We start from the raw sequence: 25,220 nt of genomic DNA on the forward strand, positions 1-25,220 counted from the left end.
TCTTATTCGCCGTATACGCACCACCCACGGAATCGACATACACGTGCACCGGGATCGAAGACGAAGTATCCGGATCCAACGCCCAACCCGTCACCATCACACCATCCGACGCGACCGCCACTCCTTCCAGATTGCCAATCGGCGCTCGGCCCTGATCAACGACCTGCGTGTTCCCGGGAATGGTAATGCTCTTACAGCCAAGCAGGGAATGACCGCCCGCGCCCGTATTAATCGCATAGACGCAAACGTTATGCGCACCAGGAGCGGCAGCAACCTTCTCCGAGAGGCCGTGCAACGCGCCATACGCCGGATAGACCGCCGCGATATCCGCACGATTCTTATTCGCCGTATACGCACCACCCACGGAATCGACATACACGTGCACCGGGATCGAAGACGAAGTATCCGGATCCAACGCCCAACCCGTCACCGTCACACCATCCGACGCGACCGCCACTCCTTCCAGATTGCCAATCGGCGCTCGGCCCTGATCAATTATCGGGACTGTTCCCGGCACGGTGACCGTCTGACACCCAAGAACAGTCGTTCCACCGAGTCCGACGTTCAAGGCATACGCGCACACATCATGGGATCCGGGGCTGGCCACCAGATCCGCCGAGAAACCGTGATTGTTCCCATAGAGCGGGTAACTCTTGCCGATGTCCGCCCTCACGCCGTTTGCCGAAATGGCCTTGCCTATCGCATCGACGTAAAGGTGCACGTCAACCGGATTGGCGACATCCGGATCAATCGACCAACCCGACACCTTTATACCGCCAGTTTGACCTACTGCGGAGTCGAGGTATCCAACGGGAGACCCACCCAAAGCGGTCATGCTTTGGCATCCGAGAAGAACATTTGCGCCGGGCCCCTTGTTCATCCCGTAGACGCACACGTTGCTGACACCGGTCGACACGATTGGAACACTGACATCAAAGCCATGCTGAACGCCAAGGCCTGGATAAATGTTTGCCACATCGTTGCGGGTCTGGTTCGCGGTGTGAACCGAACCTAGTGCGTCGACGTAAACGTGGATATCGAGCGGTTCAGAAGTGTCGGGGTCAAGTACCCACCCTGCCACGCGAAATGCACCGGGAGTGGCGGAGGATACTTCAATATTCCCGATTGGGTTTCGGTTCCCCGTGGGTGACCCAAACCAGTTGTTGTAGTAAACCCAGAAATTCCTATTGCCGTATGAAGAGCATGCGTCCCCGATCCCGCCAAGATTCGCTAGCGCCGCGGTATTCGGCTGATAGGGCGTGTAATAGTACAGGGCAGCTGTGGCGCGATTGCTAATCAAAACACTGCCGGAGCCACAGTCGGCGTTGGGGTGAAACCTCACCGGGTTGTACTGCCCGACCTTGATCGACGTGTGCGAACCCTGAGGGTTCCCGTACCACGCAAACTGCCGCGCTGCCGAGAAGACCTGAATGAAGAAGCCGTAAAACGCGGAGTCGCAGGCTGCGGTATCCGGGCACCCCTGGCCCAAGGCCTTGCGCAGCACGCTTGCGGTGGGAGCTCGACTCGTGACTAGCCCCTGTTCCTTCTGGAGGGTGACGAGTAGCACCTTGGCGCTAATCGAACACGCCTGCTGAACCTTGAAAATGATCCGCGCAGCGGATTCGTTCGCCTCCCCTGGATACGTGAAACACGTGCCAAATGCAAGAGTCGTCGTCGGCGTGTCTACTTTCAGGACATTGAGGCAGAGGGAATTCTGACAGGTGCCGATCTTCGCGTCGAGGAATCCCTGAATTTCAGCTTGGGACATGGCATCCGACGAGTAGAAAGCACCGTCAGAAATAATGTTTCCGGCATCGAAGTCCGACCCCGAGAGCGCCTCAGCGCGCTCCGGTGCCGAAACCATGAATACCCCGACCAAAGAGAGAATACCGACGACCGCGAACCCGCGAACCACACTGCTCAAATGCACGAATTTCCCTATTCCGGCCGACTATGAAAGGGCGGTCCGCTAATAGCGTACTTCGAACTTAGCAATGCGGCGACAAAATGATTAAAGTTACCTGTTTTCTATCTTCAGGCTAACTGTCGCGCTTGCGCTCTTGGCGCGCTTGGAAACGCTCCAGGACAGCCCCCGCGCCCCCCTCACGAAAGTAGTACATCACCCGATCGATATCCCGTCGGATACCAGTGTGACGGGTTCGGAGAACCGTCTGAATGGGCTTGGTTCGTCCGCGCGGACCCGATAAATTCGTGGCAAGCTTCTTGTCCGCCGCAAACAATGGCTGACGACAGAATTCGACTAAGGGTGCAAGAGCTCGCTCCCAGAGAAAGCCTTCGCGAACCCGTTGGACGTTCTTTCGAGCCTCCGATATCGCTTCAGCGTCGTAGAGGTATGTCTGAAGGGCTGCGACAAGCGCATCCTGATCGCGCTCCGGAATCGATGCTCCAAGCTTTTCCTTTTCAACGAGGTCTCCGAATGAGTCGCCCCCTGTCGTTACGATGGGGAGCCCCGCCCATAGATAGTCGAGAATTCGCGTACGGAAGGAAAACGTCGTCTCCACATGCTGGAAATGCGTTGAAACACCTAGGTCCGCCTCGAGCAGGTAGTTTTGACGTTCATCATAAGGGACCCACGATTCGTTGAAAAATACGTGTTTGTTCGTCATCCCTAGCTGTTCTGATAACACACGAGCTTCCGACACGGCTTCCATTTCGGGAACATCCGGGTTGGGGTGTTTGACCCCCATGAAGAGTAACCGAACATCGGGGTGGATGACAGAAACTTCTGCGACTGCGCGGATGAGGGTGCTCGGATCGAACCAGTTGTAAATACCGCCACCCCAGACGATGACCTTATCGTCAGCACCAATACCAGGAATGACGCCTCGAATGGCGGGGCGCGTCTGCTCGGGATCTGTACTAGAGATGCCGAACGGCGCAATTGCAATTAGTGAATCTAACTCGCTATCACGTGAATACGTGTATGCGTTTATTCGCCCCAGCCCGGCTAGCTGACCTAGCCAAAAGTGACGCTGTCGTTCACTCGCGCACAGAAAAAAGTCGCCGATGAGCAGTTGGTGATTCAGCGCATCCGTAGCGTCGTTGACCTGTTTGTTCCAAAGTTCGAGGACCTTGCCGCGCCCCTGCTCGAGCTGTTCGAGGTGAAGCGGGTCATACACATCCACAACCAGGACCTTCGTGGAAGTCTCTAACGCTGGGAAAAGAGCCAAGGCATGTCCCTGCACGATGATGACGTCTGCCCAATGTTCATGGGCCATAACCGAGCTCGGCCGATGGTGCGAAATCACGCCGACTTCAAATGAATCGTCCAGAGATTCGGCCTTCGTCATGCTCAGTAACCGCACATCATGTTCGCCGGACAAAAGCTTCGCGATGTTCCACGCCCGAATTGCGGGGCCCGCCATTTTTGTGCCGACTGAGTCGCCGGTAATAACCAAGATGCGCCGGCGCGGCGTTGTCGCCAGGACATTCAAACTGTCCACGATCTTGTCGTACCCTCGAAGATAACTTTCGATGGGGTACGCCGGCTCGTCTATATTCCCAAACAGTCGGGCCATGTCCCGATCGGTGCGGACTCGAGTGCTCTGAACGTGGGCCCGGGCCGCAGTCATCTGCGGCAGCAGCTCCACAAACTGGTCGATGGCAAAGACCCCGGCCATTGTCGACTTGGGGACGGCCATCGTCGGCTCACTGTCATCGCCAAGAACTCGTATGTCAAGGGCCGTCGAATCTAGCTTGCCGCGGCCGATCGCGCGCCGTGTCGCGAGAAGGAGAGCGCCGGGAAGCACCCGAGCGAGGCCCTCATCGTCGAGGTTTTTGTAAAGCGAGTACAGGGCGTTTCGCTCAAGCAAGTATTCCTCGCGGAAGTTGCCGAATTTGTTCATAGACGCGTGGTGTTTGTGGAAGGCGAGTGATTTGGGCTGGTACCGAAAGCGATAGCCGAGGAGATTTAAGCGCCAGCCCAGATCTACGTCGTCATAGAACATGAAGAAGTTGTCGTCGAAGCCGCCAAGCTCCTTGAAGACGGTGGCTTTGATGAACATCGCCGCGCCAGTACCGAAGAGAACGTCCTTTTCTTCATCCCAGCTGCCGCCGTCCTTCTCACCAGCATGCGGCTTGTATCCCATTCCATACCACGTGATTGAGGCATCGACGTAGTCGACATTCACGCCGTCCCAATCCAAGACTTTACTGGCCACGGCGCCGATGTCGACACCCTGTGCAAACGTGGCGACGGCCTCGCTTATCCAGTCAGGATGCGGCTTGGCATCATTGTTGAGGAATGCAACGAATTCTCCTGTCGAATTCTCGACGCCGAGATTACAGCCTCCCGTAAACCCGCGGTTGGACTCCGACTTGACTAGAACAATTCGGTCGGAGACAGCCCTAAGCTTTTCCAGGCTGTCGTCACCAGATCCGTTTTCAACGACGACAATTTCTAGACGGTCATGCGGCCAGTTGAGTCCGAATAATCCCTCAATACATTCGAGAGTGTCATCCGCCCCGCGAAAATTAACGAGAACTACCGACACAACACCTAAACGTTTTTTATCCACAGAAACACCTCGTTTATTCCGGCGCGAAGGCCTTGGGTCTTTGAAGTTTGAGCAGGGTCTCATGAGCCCTAGGCGGCATCGCTCTGAAGAGAATCAAGGTATGACTTGATTGTCGGCTTAGCCTCACCAATTTCCACGAGTTCACCGTGCCGCAACCACGCAGCGTGATCGCACATTTCTTGCACTTGACCCATCGAGTGGCTGACCAAGACGACCGTCTTGCCAGCCTGCTTGAAGTCAACAAATTTCTGACGACACTTTTCCTGAAAGTCGGCGTCACCAACGGACAGCACCTCATCGACAACCAAAACATCAGGGTCAACGTTGATGGCGATTGCGAAACCCAGCCGCACATACATGCCGGAAGAGTAGTTCTTGACAGGCTGGTCAATAAACTGTTCGACCCCCGAAAAGTCCACAATCTCGTCAAACTTGCGGGTAACTTCCTTCTTGGACATCCCAAGGATTGACCCGTTCAAGAAGACGTTCTCCCGGCCAGACAGCTCTGGGTGGAAGCCCGACCCCACCTCCAGCAGCGCCGCGATCCTGCCCCTATACGCGATGGTCCCCTCTTCCGGATAGTAGATCTTCGCCAGGCATTTGAGCAGAGTCGATTTGCCAGAACCGTTACTTCCAATCAGGCCAAAAGTCGATCCAGTTGGCACATCGAAGGTAACTTTCTTCAGCGCCCAGAAGTCCTCGTGAACAGACCTACGTCCGCGCATAATCGCGGACTTAATTGATTGGTTTCGTTCCTGGTATAAACGAAATTTCTTGCTGACATGGTCAACATTTACCGCAATTTCACTCACAGTGCTTCTGCCAGGCCTTTCTCGCTACGACGGAAAATCCAAACGCCAATCACAAAGGCTCCCAATGCCCAAATCGCGCAGAGCATCACTTCCTGAGGGTCGGGCCATCGATTGTCATACATGAGTTGCCTGAAGACAGACACGAACCGTTCGAGGGGGTTCACCTGATAAATATCCATGAGGGTGATCGTCGTTCCGAAGAGGCCGCCGTGGGCATCTGATTGAACTTGAACCAAGCTGAGAGGATAAATGATGGGTGTTAAGTACATCCAGATCTGCAGCAATATCGACACGAAATACTGCGTGTCGCGGAAATGTACGTTCGCGACGGCAAGCATCAGTGCGAGGCCGGCCGCGAAAATCGCCAGCAGGACCATCATGACGAGTGTCATGGGAATCCACGGCCAAATGAACGACCCGCAAATGGCGAGGACAACGACGAGTACGCTCATTTCAAAGAGCCAGTTGTACCCGACCGAGCCGACCTTCGACAGGGGAAGCACGATGCGAGTGAAATAAACCTTCTGCACCAGCCCCGTGTTGCCGATGATGGAACCCATGCCTTGCTGCACCACATTTGCAAAAAACGACCACGGCAACAAACCGCAGAGCAGCCAGACTGCGAACACATCGAGCCCGCTGGGGTCGCCGGGTTCGGGCTCTACCCGCAAGATGAAAGCGAAGACAATCGTGTACACGAGCATCGACGCCAGAGGGTTCACAAGGGACCATAGCTGTCCAAAAATTGTTCGCTTGTACTGGCCCCGGATTTCCCTCAGGGTGAGATTGGCTAGGAGTTCTCGCGAAGCGAGAACTTCATTCAGGTAACGCATTTAACCTCGCTGAGCGGCCGATTGGATGGCCGCAGACCAATCTAGCCTAGAAGTATGATGGTGGAACGTATGGCCATCTCCTTAGACTCCGTCCCGGACGCATCGCGCGTCGCTGTTGTGACCGTTAGCTACGGCTCGGAAGACGTACTCGAGCCTTTCCTCTCATCGCTGCAGAAAGCCTCTTCTCAACCACTGTGCGTGGTCGTGGCGGACAATAAGCCCACCGGCGCCGGCGGAGAGATCGCTCGTATTGCGTCTACGACTGGCGCGTCGTATCTGCCACTTCCCGCCAACCGTGGGTACGGCGGAGCGATCAACGCCGCCGTCCGAGAACTTCCCGCAAATATCGAATGGCTTGTCGTCAGTAACCCAGACGTCGTTATGAATCTCGGCGCGATCGACATCCTCGTTCAGAGCGCTGGCCATGATTTGTCGATTGGCGCTATCGGTCCACGAATCCTCTCGTCCAACGGGGAGACGTACCCGTCCGCGCGAACAATACCGTCCCTGCGGTCAGGAATAGGGCACGCCTTGTTTTCGAACTCATGGCCGCAGAATCCGTGGTCGCGCCAGTACCGTCGTGACAGCAATGCCCCCGTGACACGGAGAGACGCGGGATGGCTGTCCGGCGCGTGCCTGCTCATTAGGCGTTCTGTTTTTACCCAACTAGGCGGTTTCGACGAGAGCTACTTCATGTACTTCGAGGACGTTGATCTTGGCTATCGAATTGGCCAGCTGGGCCTCCGGAACGTCTACGAACCTGCCGCCGTTGTTGTCCACACCGGCGCGCATGCCACGGATGTAGATTCTGCGCTCATGCTGCAGGCACATCATGAGAGCGCCAGCCGGTTCTTGTCGCGCAAGTACTCTGGTCGACTCCTCTGGCCCGTGAGGGCCTTACTGGCCGTTGGCCTCACGGCACGAGCGCGAATCGCGACACACCGTAATCCGAGCTGAGTGCACTACCTCGGACGAAGGGTGCGAGCAACAGACCTGAACGGCGCGGTGACCCGCCAAGATCGACTCGCCTGCATGCGCCCAATAAGTTCGAGCAACCTGTCGCTTTCGTCGATCAAGCGCATGTTTTCTGCACGTAATGCGGCAACTTCGTCGAATAGCTCACTGATGCGCGCCTCGGCCGTCGCTAAATTGCCGCGTCCGCTGACCATTTCTGCCGACAAAGTCTGTTTTTGCTCTTCACTCGCCTCGACGGCCTCGAGCATAGCTCTGCGTTGACGGTCGACCTGGTGTTGAAGGTATGTGTCGTGATCGTTCTGCTTCACAGGAATTCCTCTACCAGGCCGCGCGTCATGGCATCAGCCCGCTGGGCGAGGTCTTCGGAAGCCTGGACATTAGCTGGAGACCCTGCGGATTCAATAGCCTCCAGAGCCGCATCTCCGAGTCGTGCGAAGTCCACATTCACAGGAAAGAGCGGATCCCACGTTTCCGCATACGTGGCGACTTTCGCATTTTCGAGACTCACGCGCGGTCGGCTGTATGACCCGGAAATTATTCGCCCGTGTAACGAGGAGCCGATCCAGAGTTTTGATCGAGCTATGTGCGCGGCTAATTCCATAGGATTTCTGGTCGTAATTTCGGCTGGCACGAGTCCAGGTGCTATCCGCCTGAGGACCCGCGTAATGCCTTGATACTGATCTAGGCGGTCATGGTGTCGCGCCGTTCCGGCGAGGAAGAAGGCAGGACGCCACCCCGTTATCGACGCTACGTGAGCGAGCGCCTCACCAATCTGTTCGACCCCCGTCTGATTGATGATGTGTCCATTGGATTGGAAGATGAAGTAGGGTTTGTGACCCTCACCGCTGACTGCAAGTTCGGGATACCGAATACTGATGGCGTGCACCATGTCCGGTGACAGTACGGACGTCACACCGATCGAGGCAGTGTAGTCGTGCGACGCTTGGTCCCTCACAACCACCGTGGAAGCAGCTCGGATCGCGGAAATGGCCGCGTCTGTCCCAGGGCTCATCCCTTCGGTCAACATATTGCCAAGCCCAACCGAATTCAGTATCAAGGGGGTGCCGCTGTTGAGCGGAAAATCCTTGAGGATCGGAATGTATGCGGGCTTCCCCGAGCCAGCACCCGAAAGGAACTGCGCAATGGCGTCCCGGCCCTCTGCGCCAGCCTTGTCAAAGATCTGACCCTCGACATCATCCAGTGACATCGCGAGAGCACCCTCGGTGTCTACGCCGCCGACTTCTCCGCCAACGACCCAGACTACATCCCACTCCTTTGTAGAAAGGAGGTCATTGTGCGCGTGCACTCGAGTGCCGATCAGCCTGGTCATGTCGGCCGCGATGATCGATCCTGCGGCCAGATTGCGCCTTCCCATGTAATCGGATGTGAGGTGATAAAAGAGAAGGTCACCGAAATTATCGCGCTCGTAGGCGCCAACGAGGAGCACATTGTGCTCCTTTGGAGTTCTGGACAAGTCGCTAGTCATTCCTCTCGGCTGACTACCCCCCAAAGTAGTGCCCTAACACTATCGACGGATTCTGTGATTGCTCCGGGGCCGCAACATCGTCACACTGGTGCCAGCGGCACGCACAACGTAAAATACCGCTCGGAACAGTCTGGGATTGTGCACCAAGCCTCGGGGCTAGGCCCCCAGCAAACCCATCAAATATCGGCCGTATCCACTCTTCACGAGAGGCGTCGCAATTACAGAGAGTTTTTCATCCGTGATCCAGCCGGCGCGCCACGCAATTTCCTCAATGCAACCGACCTTGAACCCTTGGCGGTCTTCTATCACTCGCACGTATTCCGATGCCTGCATCATCGATTCAAACGTGCCCGTGTCGAGCCACGCGGTTCCACGGTCGAGAACCTGCACATGGAGGGTGCCCTGCTCCAGGTATCTCTCGTTGACCGTACTGATCTCCAGCTCACCGCGTGCGCTCGGCGCGATCGTCTTCGCTATTTCGACGACAGAGTTGTCATAGAAATAGAGGCCCGGGACCGCATAATTGCTCTTCGGCTTGGGCGGCTTCTCTTCGATCGAAATGGCCGTCATCGACTCGTTAAACTCGACAACACCATAGGACGTGGGATTGCTGACGTGATACGCGAAGATTCGTGCACCCTCTATTTCCGCATTTCCGCGAAGAGCAGAGCCGAGGCCAGCGCCGTGGAAGATATTGTCACCGAGGACCAGCGCAACGCTCTCCTCTCCGATGAATTCCTCACCGATTATGAAGGCCTGTGCCAATCCGTCCGGCGATGGCTGCACCGCATACTCGATGCGTATGCCCAGATCTGACCCGTCGCCGAGCAGGGCTCGAAACTGCTCATTGTACTCTGGCGTCGTGATGATCAGGATCTCTTTAATGTCGGCCATCATGAGCGTCGACAAGGGGTAATAAATCATCGGTTTGTCGTAAATAGGCATGAGCTGCTTCGAGATGCCCTTAGTTATGGGCCACAGCCGTGTACCGGAGCCGCCGGCGAGAATGATTCCGCGCATCTGGTCTATTTCCTACCGTTCAGTGAGTCGTAGTAGGCCCGGGCTGCGTCCCACGTGGGAAGCAGGCCAGCGGCGGCAGCGGCCAACAAACCCGGAGCGTTCGTGTCCTTGGGCGACAGGAGCAACTCGCCGGCTTCGGGCGGAAAGACCAGCCCGATTTCTTGGTCGAGCGGGTTAATGCCGTGCTCGCGCCCAGGGCTGAATGCGCTATTCACGAGGTAGCTCACCGTGGCGTTATCGGTAAGGGCCACGAAGCAGTGGCCGATCCCCTCCGAAATGTACACCGCGCGACGGTCTCTGTCGTCAAGGAGTACGCTGTCCCACTGGCCGTACGTTGGAGACCCGACTCGGATGTCGACGATGTAGTCAAGGACGACCCCGTGGACGGCCGTGACGTACTTGGCCTGGCTTGGCGGGATGTCCGCGAAGTGAATGCCACGTACCGAGCCACGCTTGGAAACAGACGTGTTGGCCTGCGCAAGGCTGAGGGGATGCCCAACCTCGGACTCAAGCTTGTCGAAGCGGTACCACTCAAGGAAAACTCCTCGGTCGTCACCAAACTGCTTCGGGGTGATCTCGTAAGAATCGGGGATCTTTAGTTCGCGGATTTGCACGAAGCCAAGCCTAGCAAGTGGATGCAAATCAGCTGCCGTCCACTATCGGATGCGAGAACGCCAAGCATTCACGGTCGTGGCGACTGTTCGCAGCGGTTTGGTCATAGTCCAGCTCGAACTGTGCTGCAAAGCGTAGAGCTGATGGCGCAACGCGACGACCTCGGCGGCTTCGAGCGCCTGCACGCTCAGAATCTCCACTTGGGTTTCGCAAGACATGAGTTTTTTTCTGGCTTGGCAAAGCTCTTGATCTTTCACCTCCACGAGTGCGGTCAATCCCGGGAAGCTACCCGCCCTCTCATGCATGGAAACGAGATCGTGCACTTGATTGGCAAGGGTTTCATATGTGGCACGAACCTCTCCGGGTGACTCGACGGTGGCGCCAAGGAATGCATCGAGAGCGGGGGGAATGTTCGTTCCAACAGCGAGCACGCCTAAACCGTGCGAGTGCTCGAACTCAAAGGAGGGGTAGCGCTTTCGGACGTCGTCCCAGAATTCCCAGACGCCGAACCCAGACTGGTGTTCTGCTGTGTCGTGGAACAGCACGACGCCGCGACAGGAAAGCTTCGGCAACCATGCATTGAAATCATGGGTGATGTCCGCCAGCCCATGTCGACCATCAATGTGCAGGAGATCCACGCTGTCGTTGGGAATGCGTGAAAGCGAGTCATCGAAATAGCCACGCACAAGAGTGGAAAATTCGGCATAGTCAATATCGTTGATCTCGGACACAGAGTTATACACATCGTCGCCATAGAATCCCGCTTGGTCATCTCCCTGCCAAGAATCGAGGGCGAACGCCGTCGACGATAGGCCAAGACGGCGAATGGCTTCACAAAACACAAAGTACGAGAAGCCGAAGTGGGTGCCCAACTCGACGACGGACCGCGGCCTGATCGCGTCGACAATCCACGAGGCAAATGGGGCATGGCCAAGCCATGCGGACGTTGTGATGTGTCTGGGCTGCCAAAAGGATGCCGGGCTCAGCCACGCCGCATTTGCGGCGTTTAACGAAGTTGATGAATCAGCCAAGTGACTCTCCTTTAAAACAGAACGCGGCCGAAGCCTCATGATCACCGTCGAGTGCGTCTTCCTATGGAATCAGTATGTGGCATACACGTCGAAACGGCGCCGCAAAACGCTACCTCGAATCCGTCACCTTCATCGTGTATTCCGCATGCTAGCCAGCTTCCGGTAGGATCGCCGGGCACCCAAGCGAATGGAACGGTTACTCCTCTTATGAAGATCCTCGTCACCGGCGGCGCCGGTTTTATCGGCTCCAACTTTGTTCGACGCACGATTGAAGACAAATACCCGGGCCTTGAGGACGCCGAGGTCGTCGTGCTCGACGCACTGACGTACTCGGGTAACCTTGAAAACCTCGCTCCGATCGCCGAGTCACCGCGCTACTCCTTTGTGCACGGCGACATTCGCGACGGCAAGCTGCTCGACACCCTGTTTCCTGGGCTCGACGCGGTTGTGCACTTCGCCGCCGAAAGCCACGTGGACCGTTCCGTGATGGACTCGACGATCTTTGTGGAAACCAACGTGCTGGGCACGCAGCAGCTGCTCGATGCCGCGCTGCGCCACAAACTGGCCCGGTTCGTTCACGTCTCCACCGACGAGGTCTACGGCTCGATTGCCGAAGGCTCCTGGAACGAAGAACGCGCGCTCGAGCCCAACTCCCCCTACTCCGCCTCGAAGGCCGGCAGCGACCTGCTCGCCCGCAGCTACCACCGCACCCACGGCCTCAACGTGTCGATCACCCGTTGCAGCAACAACTACGGCCCGTACCACTTTCCCGAAAAGGTCATTCCGCTGTTCGTGAGCAACCTGATCGACGATTTGCACGTTCCCCTCTACGGCGAGGGCAACAACATTCGGGACTGGCTGCACGTTGACGACCACACCCGCGCTATCGCCATGGTGCTCGTCGGCGGCCGCGCCGGCGAGATCTACAACATTGGCGGCGGCACCGAGCTGACCAACAAGGAGCTCACCCAGCTGCTGCTCGACTCGACCGACAGGGACTGGTCATACGTTGACCGCGTCGCTGACCGTCTCGGCCACGACCTGCGCTACTCGGTGGATATCTCAAAGATTCAGGCCGAACTCGGCTACGCCCCCGAGGTTTCGTTCGAGCAGGGCCTCGCCGACGTCGTGCAGTGGTACCGCGACAACCGCCAGTGGTGGGAACCGCTCAAGGCTCGTGCGGCGCTGAACTAGCATGACCCGCTATCTGATTACCGGCGCGACCGGCATGCTGGGGCGCGACCTGCAAACGGCGTTGGCCGGCCGCGAGGTGACGGCTCTCGGCCGCGACGACCTCGACGTGACCGACCTTGACGCGGTACGGGCCGCCGCCTTGGGCCACGACGTGATCATCAACGCCGCCGCGTACACCAAGGTCGACGACGCCGAAACGAACGAAGACGAGGCCTACCAGGTGAACGCGGTGGGGCCGCGCAACCTCGCGGCGGCGGCATCCGCTCTGCACGCAAAGCTCGTGCAGATTTCGACGGACTATGTCTTTGACGGCAGCGCCACCACGCCCTACACCGAGAACACTCCGCACAGCCCGATCTCGGCCTATGGCCGCACCAAGGCCGCCGGCGAAGACTTCGTGCTGGCGGAGACCGGCGCGCGCAGCTACATCGTGCGCACCGCCTGGCTGTATGGCAAGAACGGCCCGAACTTCGCCAAGACCATGCTGAAGCTCGCTGCCGCGCGGGACAGCCTGAGCGTCGTCAACGACCAGGTCGGCCAGCCCACCTGGACGGTGGATCTCGCCGCGCAGATCGTGCTGCTGCTCGACTCCGATGCGCCCGCCGGCATCTACCACGGCACGAACTCCGGCGTCGCGTCGAAGTTCGACCAGGCCCGCGACGTGTTTGCCCTGGCCGGACTCGACCCGGAACGCGTACTGCCCACCGATAGCTCGGCCTTTGTGCTGCCCGCGCCGCGGCCGGCCTATTCGGTGCTCGGCCACGCCTCCTGGGCTGCCGCCGGCCTCGCGCCGATGCGCAGCTGGCAGGACGCCCAGGCCGCCGCCTTCGCTGCGGGGGTCTTCGAGACAGCATGATCACTCTGCGGGTAATCGTCGACCAGATGGTCGCCCCGGTTCCGGGCGGCGTCGGGCGTTACACCGAGGAACTCACCCGCGCGCTGATTGCGACCGCGCCGGCCGAGTGCAACGTTGAGGGTATCGTCTCGTCGTCGCCGCCCGCACAGTACGACCTGATTGAGGCCGCGCTGCCCGGCCTGGCCAACCTGCACAAGACGACGCTGGCCCGCCGCGAGCTGGCCGCGGCGTGGGCCCTCGGCGTGACCGCGTCGTCGGGCACCGGCCTGATTCATGCGCCGGGATTACTCGCCCCGCTGCGCCGTCACAACCGTGCTGAGGACGGCACCCAGATTGCGGTGACCCTGCACGATGTGCTGGCCTGGACTCATCCGTCGTCGTTGACCCCAGCAACCGTGGCGTGGACCAAAGGCATGCTCAAACGCGCCCGCAAGCACGCCGACGCGATTATCGTACCGAGCCACGCCGTGGCGCGGCAGCTGACCGAGATCATGGACCTGGGCGACCGGGTACGCGTGATCGGCGGCGCCGTGGGCCGCGGGCTCATGCTGCCGGCTATTCCCCTCGTGGAAGAGCGCCTGCAGGCTCTGGGGCTTCCGTCGCAATACATTCTGACCTCGGGGTCGCTGGACCCGCGCAAGGCCGTGACGGCGCTGATCACGGCACTCGGGCTGCCGGGCGCGCCGGACCTGCCGTTGATCGTGCTCGGGCCGGATACCTGGGGTGAGCTGGACCTGGCCTCGGTCGCCGATGAAGCCGGGCTGACGCCGGGGCGCGTGCGCGCGTTGTCGGGGCTGAGCGACTCGGATCTGGCGGTGGTGATTGCCCGGGCAAGCGTGTTCGTCTATCCGAGCCTGGAAGAAGGCTTCGCGCTGCCGATCATTGAAGCATTCCTACTTGGCACACCGGTCGTTCACTCTGACGCCCCGGCTTTGGTCGAAGCGGCGGGTGACGCCGGCGTCGCGGTGGAGCGCTCGAACGGGAAGGATTACCCGGCGCGGCTCGTTGAGGCGGTGAACCGGGTGCTCGGCGACAGCGTGCTGCGCAACCGCATGAGCATCTTCGGTGGAGACAGGGCACGGGCGTTCAGCTGGCGGGACTCCGCCGAACGGGTCTGGCAGCTGCACGCGGATCTGTAGCCCATGCGCACCGTCATCGGCCGACTTGTGGGAGACCAGCGCGTTCGGTTTCTCGCGGTCGGCGCCACGAACACGATCGTGGGGTATCTGGTCTTTTCAGCCTTCACGCTGTGGATTTTTGCGGGGGTGCACCTCGGCTATCTGCTGAGCCTCGCCCTGTCGTACGTGGTTGGCATCACCCTCGCCTTCGTGCTGTACCGGCGGTTCGTATTTCCCGTGCACGGCCACCTGCTGCGAGACTTTGCCCGGTTCGTGAGCGTCTACCTGGTGGCGATCGGCATCAACGCGGCCGCGCTGCCGCTGCTGGTTGAAGTGGCCCACGTACCGCCGCTGATCGCGCAGCTGCTTATTCTCGTGGTGACGACGGTGCTGAGCTTCTTCGGGCACAAGAAGTTCTCTTTTCGCCGAAGTGGTGCAGAGCAACCCCTTCCGGCATCGAACGCCGAATGAAACCCAGCGCGGCCAAGCAGCGTGGGTGAACCTCACGCGGTGGCCGATGCGGCGGGCAGTCCGAGGAGAAGTACGGACTGCTCACGCATCAGGTACTTCTGCACTTTGCCGGTGATCGTCATCTGAAAAGCGTCGGTGACGTGCACGTAACGGGGAATCTTGTAGTGGGCGATTTGATCGTGGCAGAACGCGCGCAGCTCCTCGGTTTCGAGCGAGGCTCCCTCACGCAGAATCACCCAGGCCATGACCTCTTCGCCGTAATGCGCGTCGGGCACACCGATCACCTGAACATCAAGAATGTCGGGGTGAGTGTACAGAAATTCTTCGATCTCACTCGGGTAGACGTTCTCGCCACCGCGAATGATGACGTCTTTGATGCGCCCGACAATGTTCAGATACCCCTCGTCATCGAGCGTGGCCAGGTCGCCGGTGTGCATCCACCCTGCGGCATCAATGGCATCCGCTGTCTTGGTCGGTTCGTTCCAATAGCCGAGCATGACCGAGTAGCCGCGTGTGCACAGCTCCCCCGGCTCACCCCGGGGCACGAGCAGGGCCGTCTCGGGGTTGATCACCTTCACCTCGATATGCGGGTGGATGCGCCCTACCGAGCCGACCCTCTTGGCCAGGGGGTCATCGACGGCGGTCTGCGCCGACACCGGCGCGGTCTCGGTCATGCCGTAACAAATCGTGACCTCGTTCATGTTCATCTCGTCGATGCAGCGCCGCATCACGTCAACCGGGCACGGCGAACCGGCCATGATTCCCGTGCGCAACGTCGATAGGTCAAAACTCGCGAGGTTCGGCAGGGCGAGTTCGGAGATGAACATCGACGGAACGCCGTAGAGCGAGGTGCACTTCTCCAGCTCAACCGCGCGCAGCGTCGCCTCCGCGTCGAACGATGCAGCCGGTATCACGATCGTGGCACCGTGCGTCGTACAGGCCAGATTCCCGAGGACCATGCCGAAACAGTGGTAGAACGGCACCGGGATACAGACCCGATCCTGCGCGGTGTATCGGGTGCCTTCACCGACAAAGAAGCCGTTGTTGAGAATGTTGTGGTGGGTCAGCGTCGCACCCTTTGGAAACCCGGTCGTTCCCGAGGTGTACTGAATATTGATCGGGTCGTCGAAGGTCAACTGGGCTTCGCGAGCGGCCAGGTCGTGCCCCCGACCCTGCTCCACCAGCTCAGGCCAGTCGCTCGTGCCGATGAACACCAAACGAGTCAGCGCGGGCAGCTGCCCACCGACCGCACGGATCATCTCCCGGTAGTCGCTGCCCTTGAACTCTTCGACGGTGAACAGCCAGCGGCAGCCGGACTGCTCCAGCGCATAGCGGAGCTCATGGGAACGATAGGCGGGGTTGATGTTCACCAGAATGACGCCGGCTCGGGCGGTCGCGTACTGCAGAACCACCCATTCCAGGGTGTTCGGCGACCAGATTCCGACCCGGTCACCGCGGTGCAGTCCGCCGGCGATGAGAGCGCGTGCGAGGTCATCGACGGCGCGATCAAATTCGTGATAGGTCAGGCGTGTCGCTGAGGGAACGTCGACGACGGCATCCGTTTCTGGCCAGCGGGCAGCGATACGGCGCAGGTTTTGGCCGATTGTCTCGCCGAGCAGCGGCACGGTTGAGACACCCTGACTGTACGAGAGTGACGAGCGGGCGGTTGTCGTGCTCGGCTGGCTGGTCTGCAACACAGTGGCCATGGGGGCTCCGTCTTTCGGGGCAGAGCGCAGGCGAACGACTTCAGGTTGCACAGCGCTGTGCCGATGAGGTTTGGGTACAGGCTGGCGCAGTCGGCGCCGGCCGGGCACCCTCCCAAGTAGGTATCAGGGCAGCAGGCCTTGCTGTCGAGCCGCACGCACCGCTTCGTAGCGGGTGTTGGACTGCAGTTTCTGCATGATCGTTCTCATGTAGCTCTTGACCGTATTCGGCGCCAGGCCCAGGCGCTCGGCGATGTCGGCATTCGACCGTCCGAGCGCTACCTCAGCCACGACGTCGACCTCGCGGGCCGTGAGAACGGATGTCGCGCCCTCACGCCCGATCATGCGCCCGCAGGCCCGCAGCACCGCGGCCCGCGTGGGCGCGTCGGCGATCGAGGCTGCCAGCACGCGCAACTCGCTGTAGATCTCCTCGATTGCCACCCCGTGTGGCGCCTCGGCCAGAATGATCGCCTCCTCGGCTCGCTCCGCGAGCGCCGCATCAACGGCGATGCGCTGTTCGAGTGCACGCGCCTCGGCGACCATGACGTCAAAGACTTTCGAGCCGAATGTCTCTTGCGCGTGCGAGGCGCCGTAGATGATGGCGACTGGGCGCCGCGCGACGATGACGGGAACGGCGACCATGGCGTGGAGGTTCTCGGCCGCGACAAAGCGGTCATACCGGTGCCGGAATCGACCGGTTGTGAGGTAATCGTCGACGGCCATCGGCTGATTGACCGCGAGTACGTGGCCGCCGAGCCCGGTCCCCGAGTCGACCTGCACACCCGACAGTGCGCCGACAGTTGCCCCGGCGAAATATTGCAACTGCAGTCGACTGCGGTGTTGCACGATGCCGCCAAACACGAGCGGGACCCCGGCCAACGAGTGGATTCGCCGCACCGTGGCAGCGACACGCGCGTCCAAATCGGCGTTCGTCATCGATGCCTCCCTGCACAGACTCACTTTTTCAGTGTATCCACACACTAGCTTTCTCAGCAGGAAACGCCGGCTTACGCGAGGCACGCAGTGATCGGCCGAGCTCGAGACCACGGTCGCGCGAGGGCTGGTCTCGACAGCTCGACCAACGAAGATGGGCTCGACCAACGGGTGTGAGGGCTCGAACGAGGCTGCTACGGGGCCGGAGTGGCGGTGGGCGGTGGGGCCAGGGCTGCGGCGACCATGGCCGAGATGGCGGCGTAGTCGGGGTTTTCGGGGTCGACGCCGTTCTCGGGAATCATCGGCACCGAGATGACCGGGAGTTTTTTGGTCTTGGCGGCGAGGTTCACGAAGTAGCCGAGCATGCCCTGGGGCACATCGGTTTTCACGACGCGGGTGCCGGCGGCGGCTACACCCTGAAACTTTGCGAGCACATTCGCCGGGCTGGCCTGCGCGAGCAGGGCCTCCTGCATCTGGGTCTGGCGTTGCATGCGGTCGTAGTCGCTCGTGCCGTGCCGGGAACGGGCAAACCAGAGGGCGTGGTAGCCGTCCATGTGCTGCATGCCCGGTTCAAACCAGAACAACACCTTGGTGAAAGTCTCGTCGGTGTGCACCGGAACCCGGTTCTTCACGTCGATGTCAACGCCGCCGAGGGCATCGATGAGGTCGGAGAAGCCCTGCATGTCGATGAGCACGAAGTATTGAATGGTGAGTCCGGTGATGCCTTGCGCCGCCTCGAGCGTCGCCTGAATGCCCGGGTTACTCCCCTGCGCGACAGCGTCAGGGTAGAGGAACGACCGTTTCAACTCGGCCTCCGTATAAATGGAGTTGAGCATGCACGCCGACACGTCGCATCCGTCGATGGAGCCATAGCCCTTGGGGTACAGCTTGCCGAGCGCCGACCCTTTCGAGAACGGCACGTCTTCGAGGTTACGCGGCAGGCTGATCGTCGTGGCCTGGCCGGTCGACGCGTCGATGCTGACCACCGAGATGCTGTCGGGGCGCAGGCCGTCACGGTCGGCGCCGGCATCACCGCCGAGCAACAGAATGTTGTAGCGGCCGTCGACCGGAGGTTCACTCGGCCCGGCGACGAAGACGGAGGAGAGAAATCCGCTCGCCGATGTGGCGACGAACGCGCCATAGCCGGCGGTGCCGCAGACGATGACCATGAGCGCCGCCGAGAACGCGGCAATGAGCGGACGGGCGCCGGGCGCGGCCTTGATCAGGTTGATCAGGCTGAGGGTGTTGATAGTGAGCACGAGCCAGGTGATGGCGTAGAACGCAAACACGGCGGCGGCGGCCCACAAACCAATGCTGTTGGTGAACACGGTGAGCACGACTTCGGGCCAGAACAGGTAGCCGGCGCCGGCGGTGATCGCGAGGACCACGAGAGTGAGGGTGGCGCCAAGGCCAAAGCGGCCGAGCCGTCGGTTGCCGGCGAGGACCTGGGCCGAACCGGGGAGAACAAAATTCAGAACCACAAGCCACCACGCACGCGTCGTCATAATGCGTGCGGAGCCCACATTCGGGTGCCGGATCGGGTCTGTCACCCTGCCCTGGTTTGTCGCACTGCCCCGGCTTGTCGCGCTACTCATAATCGCGTTTGCAGGTTTCGGTTCTTCTGCTCGACCAGGTCTGCGAGCTGTACGGAATATTCTTCGAGCTTTAGCCGCAGGGTGTCATCGCTCGTGGCGAGAATTTTGATCGCGATGAGCGCGGCATTCGTCGCCCCGCCGATGGAGACGGTCGCGACCGGCACACCGGCCGGCATCTGCACTATCGACAGCAGCGAGTCGAGGCCATCGAGCAGCCCGAGCGGAACGGGCACCCCGACCACGGGCAGCGTGGTCATGGCAGCGAGCATGCCGGGCAGGTGCGCGGCTCCCCCGGCTCCGGCGATGATCACCTTGAGCCCGCGAGCCTGTGCGCTGCGACCATAGGAGAGCATCTTTTCGGGGGTGCGGTGCGCCGAGACAACCTGCACCTCGTGCGCCACCCCGAAGTCCTTCAGGGTTTGCGCGGCGGCGCTCATGACGGTGAAGTCGGAGTCGCTGCCCATGACCAGGCCGACGAGCGGCGCGCTCAGCGTCGTGGGCACGCTGAATGTCACGGCGTTTTCGGGCATGGTGTTCTCTGGCACGCAGTCGATCCTATTGCTCAGTCCTGAAAGATTTGTGCAGTGGCGCGCGCCTGGTAGGCAACTTCGTCGAGATCGTCGCCGCCCACGGTGACGTGGCCAACCTTACGACCGGGCCGGCTGGCCTTGCCGTAATTGTGCACCTTCACGAGCGGATGCTCCGCGAGAGCAGCCGGATACCGGTCGGCCAGCGAGCCTGACGCGGGTCCGCCGAAGATGTTCACCATGACCGTCCACGGGTCACGGGCACCGGTCGCGCCGAGCGGCAGGTCAAGCACGGCCCGCAGGTGCTGCTCGAACTGGCTCGTCGTGGACCCGTCAATCGACCAGTGACCGCTGTTGTGCGGGCGCATCGCGAGCTCGTTGATGAGGAGGCGCTCATCCGTTGTCTCAAACAGCTCAACGGCCAGCACCCCGGTGACGCCGATGCCCTCGGCCACGGCGATGGCGATGTCGGTGGCGACCTCGGCGAGACGCCCCATGGATTGGGGGGCCGGCGCGATGACCTCGGCGCAGACGCCGTCACGTTGCACGGTCTCCACGACCGGCCAGACCGCGATTTCGCCGCTCGGGCGACGGGCGACAACCTGGGCGAGCTCACGACTGAAGTGCACGAGCTCTTCGACCAGCAGGGCGCCGCCGTTGCCGTCTTCGGCGAGCGCCAGAAACCAGTCGTCGACGTCGTGTTCGTGGCTGACCACGCGCACGCCCTTACCGTCGTAGCCGCCGCGGGCGGTCTTGACAACGGCGCAGCCGCCGTGGTCGCTCAAAAAGTCGGCCAGGCCGGCGACATCGGTGATGCGCGCCCAGTCCGGCACGGGCAGGCCGAGTTCGGCGAGCTTGTCGCGCATGAGCAGTTTGTCTTGGGCGTAGAGCAGGGCGTCGGGGCCGGGATGCACGGTGGCACCTTCCCGCACGAGCTCACGCAGAATCTCCTGCGGCACGTGTTCGTGGTCGAAGGTGATCACGTCGACGGTCTTCGCGAAGGCGAGTACGGTGGGCAGGTCGCGGTAATCACCCACGCTGACGGCGGCCAGCCCGGCGGACATACCGTCGGCTTCGGCGAGAACCTTCAGCTCAATACCGAGGCTCACGGCCGCGGGGATCATCATGCGGGCCAGCTGGCCTGCGCCAATCACACCGACGGTCAGAGCCATCTGTTCACCATTTTCTATGCAAGCGTTCAGCAAAACGTATGTGGATACTCAGCCCGGGAATTTTCGCACGCCGTAGACTGCGAGACTTCAGTGCTTTCCTACTTTACCCACACGTCGGACGGATGCATGTCGATCACCCTGAAGCAGCGCCTGCTCAGCTTTCTGAGTCAGGGCCTCAAGTTCGGCGCCGTCGGTGCGCTGGGCTTCGTGGTGGACTTCACCGTCTTCAACCTGCTGCGCACCACCGTGCTGGATTCGGCCGACGTGCACGCCGGCCCGATCTACGCCAAGGTCATCTCCACGGTGCTGGCCATTCTGGTGAACTGGCTGGGCAACCGCTACTGGACTTTCAGCAAGAACCGGCAGAACCACACCGCTCGCGAGGGGCTGGAGTTTCTCGCGGTGAGCCTCGTTGGCATGGGCATCGGCATCGCCTGCCTGTGGTTCAGCCACTATGTGCTCGGCTACACGAGTGTTCTCGCCGACAATATCTCGGGCAACGTCGTGGGCCTGCTGCTCGGCGCGGTGTTCCGCTTCACGCTGTACCGCTACTGGGTGTTCGCACCGAGCCGGAACGGTGCGCCCGTCGCGGGCGGGGCATCCGCTGGCATCGGTGTTCCTGTTGTCACCGGTGCGGCGACCACTCGTACCGGTGCTATTCGGCTAGCGGCGACCCCAGAACGCTGACTCGCGGGCGGGGGCCGACTGCTCCTGCCGGCGCGAACCCATGACGGTACTCGCCTTCTCCATGAGGTCGTGCAGCACGCTCTGCACGAGGTCGGCGTTGGGCACGTCTTTCAAGACGAGCGGATGCTCCAGCCCCGAATTGATCAGCACCGTGCCCGAGTGGAACCCGGTCTGCAACCAGTTCTGCCGCACGCTCACGTCGTAGCCACGGCTGTGCAGCAGCTCCTGGCGGGTGCGCACGAAGAATCCGTGGCGAAAGATGATGCGGCGGGTGGTGATCGTATAGCGCTTGGTGAGCCAGGCGGCGAGCGGCAGCAGCCAGCCGAGAATGGCGAGCACGACGGCGCCGGCGAGTAGGGCCGCGTTCTGCCACGGCTCGGGCAGGTTGCCAAAAAAGTAGCCGGTGGCGCCGGCCAGGGCGAACAGAAGCAGCGTCGGCCAGGCCAACACCCGGGCATGCGGGCGCAGGCGGGCGACCACCTTCTCGGGCCGGCTCTCACGGGCATAGCCGGAGGGCTCGGTCTCGTGCGGGTCGTTCTGCTCGCTCGGCTTCTGTTTCTTCTTCATTAGATCTATTAATACCGCAGGTGGGTGACATCCCCGGCGGCGACAGACCGGTCTTCGCCATCGTCCTGGTTGACGACGTTCAGTCGGCCCTCGGCGTCGATGCCCGTGGCGGTGCCGACCAGGTCGGTGCCGCCGGGCAGTTGCACCCGCACGACGCTGCCGAGGGTGCCGCAGAGCGCGGAGACATCGGCGTGCAGGCCGCTTCGTTGTGCGTCGCCGTTGGCGCCGACGAAGGCCCGGTACAGCGCGACGAGTTCGTGCAGGTAGGCGGCGAGCACTTTATCGGGGTCGGGCGCGGTTCGGGTGACCAGCAGCAGTGAGGTGGAGGTGAGGGTGGGCAGGTCGTGTTCGTCGAGGGAGAGGTTGAGGCCGGCGCCGATAATGATTCCGGAGGCGTCGGGCAGCAGCTCACACAGAATGCCGCACACCTTGTAGCCGTCGATGAGTACATCGTTGGGCCACTTGAGGGTGACATCATGGCGGGGATCCTCGGCCTCTTTCACGCCCTCGACCGGCTGCATGCTGGCCTCGACCACGCCGCGCACGGCCCGCGTCATGGCGGCGCCGGCCAACAGGGGAAACCAGCCCAGCTGATGCGGTGCCAACGAGTCCCCGGCGGGGGTGCGCGGACGCAGGAGCACGGAGATCGCCAGGGCTTTGCCGGTCGGGGCCAGCCAGACACGGCCGAGCCGGCCACGCCCCTGAGTCTGGTTGTCGGTGACGACCGCTGAGAGGTCGGGCCAGGCGGCGGCATCCGCTACGGCACGTTCTTTGAGCACGTCGTTGGTGGAGGCGGCCTCGGAACGGTATTCGAACCGGCTCACCTCGGTGCGGCTGAGCGAAAACTCCATCGTGGGTACCCTCTCGTGGTGTGTCTCCTGCAATTCTCCCGAATCTGGCCGCAAATCACGCATTGAGGGCCGTTTTTGGCCAGGCTGCAGGAGTGAGGCCCGCACAAGCGGGCATTCAGAGGGGGAAACGTGCAGTGTCACGGGGCAAAGTTGTTAAACATCGTCAACGGGGAGCGGCCCAAGGGTGCCGGTAGAGTGAAACGGTGATTGACAAGACGCCCGCCGCGGCACCCGACCTGTATACGACGGCGGGAAAACTCGCCGACCTCAAGCTGCGCTATCACGAAGCCGTGACCGCCAGCGGGGCCACCGCCATCGAGAAGCAGCACGCCAAGGGCAAGATGACCGCTCGCGAGCGCGTCGATCTGTTGCTCGACCAGGGTTCCTTCGTGGAGCTGGACGAGTTCGTGCGGCACCGCACCGTGGCTTTCGGCATGGAGAAGAAGCGGCCGTACGGCGACGCCGTTGTCACCGGAACCGGCACCATTCACGGCCGCCAGGTGGCCGTATACTCGCAGGACTTCACCATCTTCGGCGGTTCGCTCGGCGAGGTCGCCGGCGAAAAGATCATCAAGGTGATGGATCTGGCCCTCAAAACCGGTGTGCCCATCATCGGTATTCTCGACTCCGGCGGAGCGCGCATTCAGGAGGGCGTCGTCGCCCTCGGCAAGTATGGCGAGATCTTTCGCCGCAACACGGCTGCATCCGGCGTCATTCCGCAGATCTCCATCATCTGCGGCCCGGCCGCCGGCGGCGCGGTCTACTCCCCCGCCCTGACTGACTTCGTAATCATGGTCGACAAGACCAGCCAGATGTTTGTCACCGGCCCCGACGTGATCAAGACCGTCACGGGCGAGGACGTGGGCATGGAAGAGCTCGGCGGTGCCCTCACCCACAACAAGGTGTCGGGCGTGTCGCACTACCTCGCGAGCGACGAGCCCGACGCGCTCGACTTCGCCCGCGCCCTGCTCAGCTACCTGCCCGACAATAACCTGGCCGAGCTGCCCGTGTTCGACAGCGAGGTGGAGCTCGAAACAACGGATGCCGACCGCGGGTTGAACACGATCATCCCCGATTCGCCCAACCAGCCCTACGACGTGAAAACGGTCATCGAGCACATCGTTGACCACGGCGACTTTCTCGAGACGCAGCCGTTGTATGCACCGAACATCGTCGTCGGGTTTGCCCGGGTCGAGGGTCGCTCGATCGGCATCGTCGCCAACCAGCCCAACGCCATGGCCGGCACGCTGAACATTGAGGCGGGCGAGAAAGCCTCGCGCTTCGTGCGGTTCTGCGACGCATTCTCCATCCCCATTCTCACCCTCGTCGACGTGCCCGGTTTTCTGCCCGGCACGGACCAGGAGTGGACCGGCATCATCCGTCGTGGCGCCAAGCTGCTGTACGCCTACGCCGAGGCCACCGTGCCGCTCGTCACCGTCATTCTGCGCAAGGCCTATGGCGGCGCGTACATTGTGATGGGCTCCAAGCAGCTCGGCGCCGACATCAACCTGGCCTGGCCGACCGCGGAGATCGCCGTCATGGGCGGCCAGGGTGCCGTGAACATTCTCTACCGCGCCGAGATCAAGGCGGCCGAGCAGGCCGGCGAAGATGTTGCCGCCGTGCGCACGCGCCTCGCCAACGAGTACACCTACAACGTGGCCAGCCCGTTTCTCGCCGCGGAACGCGGAGAGCTCGACGGGATCATCGAGCCGGCCGCCACGCGAGTGTCGATCATCAAGGCGTTGCGGGCCCTGCGCACCAAGCGGGCGACCCTGCCCGCCAAGAAACACGGAAACATTCCCCTCTAATGACGACCAAACCCTCAGAGTTCGACCCGTCGGAGCTGGTTTTTGTGACCACCCGCGTGAGTGACACCGAAGTGTCGGCGGTGAGCGCGCTCATCCGGGGTCTGTTGCGGGAGGAATCCGACGAGCGTCGGGCCGCGCCCGAACACCACCAGAGTGCGTGGCAGCAGAACCAGCGCTCCATTCGCCGGCCGGTGCACCCGGGCGCCGGGCGCTGGCGCGGCTTCAGCGGCTAGGCCCCCGGTTTCGCCCCGTCTTCTTGTTCCGGGCCCGGGCCTGGAAACAGGGCGGCTGAACGGGGTGGGGGCAGGGTGGGTGCAACCACAGGTCGGTCTGTCCTCGTAAATGCCGACTGTGCGGGCGGGAACGGTGGTACAGACTGTAAGTGCTCGGTGACGCTCCTGGAGTGTCACCACCAATCATTCGCTGACTAG

At 61.3% G+C, this 25,220-nt stretch carries 23 protein-coding genes and 1 pseudogene; 8 read left to right on the plus strand and 16 right to left on the minus strand.

Annotated elements, in window-relative coordinates:
- The 4 genes and pseudogenes from IWX77_RS10085 to IWX77_RS10100 all read right to left on the minus strand — a co-directional run.
- A pseudogene (locus IWX77_RS10085) lies at window positions 1-1,930 on the minus strand (hypothetical protein); the annotation flags it as partial.
- A gap of 109 nt (window positions 1,931-2,039) precedes the next feature.
- Window positions 2,040-4,538 (minus strand): glycosyltransferase, encoded by a 2,499-nt coding sequence (locus IWX77_RS10090; RefSeq protein WP_196844387.1) that lies wholly within the window; start codon window positions 4,536-4,538, stop codon window positions 2,040-2,042.
- A gap of 68 nt (window positions 4,539-4,606) precedes the next feature.
- Window positions 4,607-5,350, minus strand: a complete 744-nt coding sequence (locus IWX77_RS10095) for an ABC transporter ATP-binding protein (RefSeq protein ID WP_327012204.1) — start codon at window positions 5,348-5,350, stop codon at window positions 4,607-4,609.
- Complete coding sequence (locus IWX77_RS10100) at window positions 5,347-6,183, minus strand: ABC transporter permease (protein WP_196844388.1); 837 nt, start codon at window positions 6,181-6,183, stop codon at window positions 5,347-5,349. Before IWX77_RS10100 ends, IWX77_RS10095 begins: the two co-directional genes overlap by 4 nt.
- 54 nt (window positions 6,184-6,237) lie before the next feature.
- Here IWX77_RS10100 and IWX77_RS10105 point away from each other — a divergent pair, with 54 nt between their 5' ends.
- Complete coding sequence (locus IWX77_RS10105) at window positions 6,238-7,140, plus strand: glycosyltransferase family 2 protein (RefSeq protein ID WP_327012203.1); 903 nt, start codon at window positions 6,238-6,240, stop codon at window positions 7,138-7,140.
- Between the two features lie 5 nt (window positions 7,141-7,145).
- Here IWX77_RS10105 and IWX77_RS10110 read toward each other — a convergent pair whose 3' ends face one another.
- From IWX77_RS10110 to IWX77_RS10130, 5 genes are all read right to left on the minus strand, one after another.
- Window positions 7,146-7,466, minus strand: coding sequence for a hypothetical protein (locus tag IWX77_RS10110; RefSeq protein WP_196844389.1), 321 nt, complete (start codon window positions 7,464-7,466; stop codon window positions 7,146-7,148).
- Entirely contained in the window at window positions 7,463-8,605 is a 1,143-nt protein-coding gene (locus IWX77_RS10115; protein WP_196844390.1) for a polysaccharide pyruvyl transferase family protein, read from the minus strand. The genes IWX77_RS10110 and IWX77_RS10115 overlap by 4 nt, the downstream gene beginning before the upstream one ends.
- A 195-nt stretch (window positions 8,606-8,800) precedes the next feature.
- A complete protein-coding gene (rfbA, locus tag IWX77_RS10120) occupies window positions 8,801-9,664 on the minus strand; it encodes a glucose-1-phosphate thymidylyltransferase RfbA (protein ID WP_196844391.1) in 864 nt (287 codons plus the stop codon).
- 5 nt (window positions 9,665-9,669) lie between these two features.
- On the minus strand, window positions 9,670-10,278 hold the full coding sequence (locus IWX77_RS10125; RefSeq protein ID WP_196844392.1) for a dTDP-4-dehydrorhamnose 3,5-epimerase family protein: 609 nt from the start codon (window positions 10,276-10,278) through the stop codon (window positions 9,670-9,672).
- A 42-nt stretch (window positions 10,279-10,320) separates the two neighbouring features.
- Complete coding sequence (locus tag IWX77_RS10130; protein ID WP_196844393.1) at window positions 10,321-11,307, minus strand: class I SAM-dependent methyltransferase; 987 nt, start codon at window positions 11,305-11,307, stop codon at window positions 10,321-10,323.
- Window positions 11,308-11,514: 207 nt separating this feature from the next.
- Here IWX77_RS10130 and rfbB point away from each other — a divergent pair, with 207 nt between their 5' ends.
- Genes rfbB through IWX77_RS10150 form a run of 4 tightly spaced genes read left to right on the plus strand, consistent with a single transcriptional unit; the run spans window position 11,515 to window position 14,946 of the window.
- On the plus strand, window positions 11,515-12,501 hold the full coding sequence (gene rfbB / locus IWX77_RS10135) for a dTDP-glucose 4,6-dehydratase (RefSeq protein ID WP_196844394.1): 987 nt from the start codon (window positions 11,515-11,517) through the stop codon (window positions 12,499-12,501).
- 1 nt (window position 12,502) lies between these two features.
- Entirely contained in the window at window positions 12,503-13,357 is an 855-nt protein-coding gene (gene rfbD, locus IWX77_RS10140) for a dTDP-4-dehydrorhamnose reductase (protein ID WP_196844395.1), read from the plus strand.
- Window positions 13,354-14,496 carry a glycosyltransferase family 4 protein gene (locus tag IWX77_RS10145; RefSeq protein ID WP_196844396.1) on the plus strand — a complete coding sequence of 381 codons (1,143 nt, stop codon included), beginning with the start codon at window positions 13,354-13,356 and terminating at the stop codon, window positions 14,494-14,496. The genes rfbD and IWX77_RS10145 overlap by 4 nt, the downstream gene beginning before the upstream one ends.
- A gap of 3 nt (window positions 14,497-14,499) precedes the next feature.
- Window positions 14,500-14,946, plus strand: coding sequence for a GtrA family protein (locus IWX77_RS10150; protein WP_196844397.1), 447 nt, complete (start codon window positions 14,500-14,502; stop codon window positions 14,944-14,946).
- Between the two features lie 32 nt (window positions 14,947-14,978).
- Here the strand turns inward: IWX77_RS10150 and IWX77_RS10155 are convergent, their stop codons facing one another.
- The 5 genes from IWX77_RS10155 to IWX77_RS10175 form a co-directional block, all read right to left on the minus strand.
- Window positions 14,979-16,652 (minus strand): AMP-binding protein, encoded by a 1,674-nt coding sequence (locus IWX77_RS10155; RefSeq protein ID WP_196844398.1) that lies wholly within the window; start codon window positions 16,650-16,652, stop codon window positions 14,979-14,981.
- Between the two features lie 123 nt (window positions 16,653-16,775).
- A complete protein-coding gene (locus IWX77_RS10160) occupies window positions 16,776-17,585 on the minus strand; it encodes a helix-turn-helix transcriptional regulator (protein ID WP_196844399.1) in 810 nt (269 codons plus the stop codon).
- 191 nt (window positions 17,586-17,776) lie between these two features.
- Window positions 17,777-19,063, minus strand: a complete 1,287-nt coding sequence (locus tag IWX77_RS10165) for an LCP family protein (protein WP_334353660.1) — start codon at window positions 19,061-19,063, stop codon at window positions 17,777-17,779.
- A 110-nt stretch (window positions 19,064-19,173) separates the two neighbouring features.
- Window positions 19,174-19,707, minus strand: coding sequence for a 5-(carboxyamino)imidazole ribonucleotide mutase (gene purE / locus IWX77_RS10170; RefSeq protein ID WP_196844470.1), 534 nt, complete (start codon window positions 19,705-19,707; stop codon window positions 19,174-19,176).
- Window positions 19,708-19,739: 32 nt separating this feature from the next.
- Window positions 19,740-20,876 (minus strand): 5-(carboxyamino)imidazole ribonucleotide synthase, encoded by a 1,137-nt coding sequence (locus tag IWX77_RS10175; RefSeq protein WP_196844401.1) that lies wholly within the window; start codon window positions 20,874-20,876, stop codon window positions 19,740-19,742.
- A 126-nt stretch (window positions 20,877-21,002) separates the two neighbouring features.
- On the opposite strand from IWX77_RS10175, the gene IWX77_RS10180 reads away from it, so the two are divergent.
- Complete coding sequence (locus IWX77_RS10180; protein ID WP_196844402.1) at window positions 21,003-21,563, plus strand: GtrA family protein; 561 nt, start codon at window positions 21,003-21,005, stop codon at window positions 21,561-21,563.
- Here IWX77_RS10180 and IWX77_RS10185 read toward each other — a convergent pair.
- Together IWX77_RS10185 and IWX77_RS10190 are read right to left on the minus strand one after the other, a co-directional pair.
- On the minus strand, window positions 21,540-22,130 hold the full coding sequence (locus tag IWX77_RS10185; protein ID WP_196844403.1) for a PH domain-containing protein: 591 nt from the start codon (window positions 22,128-22,130) through the stop codon (window positions 21,540-21,542). The genes IWX77_RS10180 and IWX77_RS10185 overlap by 24 nt on opposite strands.
- Window positions 22,131-22,138: 8 nt before the next feature.
- On the minus strand, window positions 22,139-22,981 hold the full coding sequence (locus IWX77_RS10190) for a biotin--[acetyl-CoA-carboxylase] ligase (protein ID WP_196844404.1): 843 nt from the start codon (window positions 22,979-22,981) through the stop codon (window positions 22,139-22,141).
- A 203-nt stretch (window positions 22,982-23,184) separates the two neighbouring features.
- Between IWX77_RS10190 and IWX77_RS10195 the strand changes: the two genes are divergently transcribed.
- The gene (locus tag IWX77_RS10195; protein ID WP_297413005.1) at window positions 23,185-24,789 is read left to right on the plus strand and encodes an acyl-CoA carboxylase subunit beta; all 1,605 of its coding nucleotides are present in this window, start codon (window positions 23,185-23,187) and stop codon (window positions 24,787-24,789) included.
- Complete coding sequence (locus IWX77_RS10200; protein WP_196844405.1) at window positions 24,789-25,022, plus strand: acyl-CoA carboxylase epsilon subunit; 234 nt, start codon at window positions 24,789-24,791, stop codon at window positions 25,020-25,022. The genes IWX77_RS10195 and IWX77_RS10200 overlap by 1 nt, the downstream gene beginning before the upstream one ends.
- The last annotated feature ends 198 nt before the right edge of the window (window positions 25,023-25,220 follow it).

Origin of the sequence: Cryobacterium sp. CAN_C2 (genome assembly GCF_015751745.1) — a bacterium.
Taxonomy (GTDB): domain Bacteria; phylum Actinomycetota; class Actinomycetes; order Actinomycetales; family Microbacteriaceae; genus Cryobacterium.

Excerpts from the sequence above, each read along its gene's own strand:
- IWX77_RS10200 (WP_196844405.1), top strand. The coding sequence starts at position 24,789 with ATGACGACCAAACCCTCAGAGTTCGACCCGTCGGAGCTGGTTTTTGTG.
- rfbB (WP_196844394.1), top strand. The coding sequence starts at position 11,515 with ATGAAGATCCTCGTCACCGGCGGCGCCGGTTTTATCGGCTCCAACTTT.
- rfbD (WP_196844395.1), top strand. The coding sequence starts at position 12,503 with ATGACCCGCTATCTGATTACCGGCGCGACCGGCATGCTGGGGCGCGAC.
- IWX77_RS10150 (WP_196844397.1), top strand. The coding sequence starts at position 14,500 with ATGCGCACCGTCATCGGCCGACTTGTGGGAGACCAGCGCGTTCGGTTT.
- IWX77_RS10100 (WP_196844388.1), bottom strand. The coding sequence starts at position 6,183 with ATGCGTTACCTGAATGAAGTTCTCGCTTCGCGAGAACTCCTAGCCAAT.
- IWX77_RS10160 (WP_196844399.1), bottom strand. The coding sequence starts at position 17,585 with ATGACGAACGCCGATTTGGACGCGCGTGTCGCTGCCACGGTGCGGCGA.
- purE (WP_196844470.1), bottom strand. The coding sequence starts at position 19,707 with ATGCCCGAAAACGCCGTGACATTCAGCGTGCCCACGACGCTGAGCGCG.
- rfbA (WP_196844391.1), bottom strand. The coding sequence starts at position 9,664 with ATGCGCGGAATCATTCTCGCCGGCGGCTCCGGTACACGGCTGTGGCCC.
- IWX77_RS10185 (WP_196844403.1), bottom strand. The coding sequence starts at position 22,130 with ATGAAGAAGAAACAGAAGCCGAGCGAGCAGAACGACCCGCACGAGACC.
- IWX77_RS10145 (WP_196844396.1), top strand. The coding sequence starts at position 13,354 with ATGATCACTCTGCGGGTAATCGTCGACCAGATGGTCGCCCCGGTTCCG.
- IWX77_RS10175 (WP_196844401.1), bottom strand. The coding sequence starts at position 20,876 with ATGGCTCTGACCGTCGGTGTGATTGGCGCAGGCCAGCTGGCCCGCATG.
- IWX77_RS10105 (WP_327012203.1), top strand. The coding sequence starts at position 6,238 with ATGATGGTGGAACGTATGGCCATCTCCTTAGACTCCGTCCCGGACGCA.
- IWX77_RS10180 (WP_196844402.1), top strand. The coding sequence starts at position 21,003 with ATGTCGATCACCCTGAAGCAGCGCCTGCTCAGCTTTCTGAGTCAGGGC.
- IWX77_RS10190 (WP_196844404.1), bottom strand. The coding sequence starts at position 22,981 with ATGGAGTTTTCGCTCAGCCGCACCGAGGTGAGCCGGTTCGAATACCGT.
- IWX77_RS10155 (WP_196844398.1), bottom strand. The coding sequence starts at position 16,652 with ATGGCCACTGTGTTGCAGACCAGCCAGCCGAGCACGACAACCGCCCGC.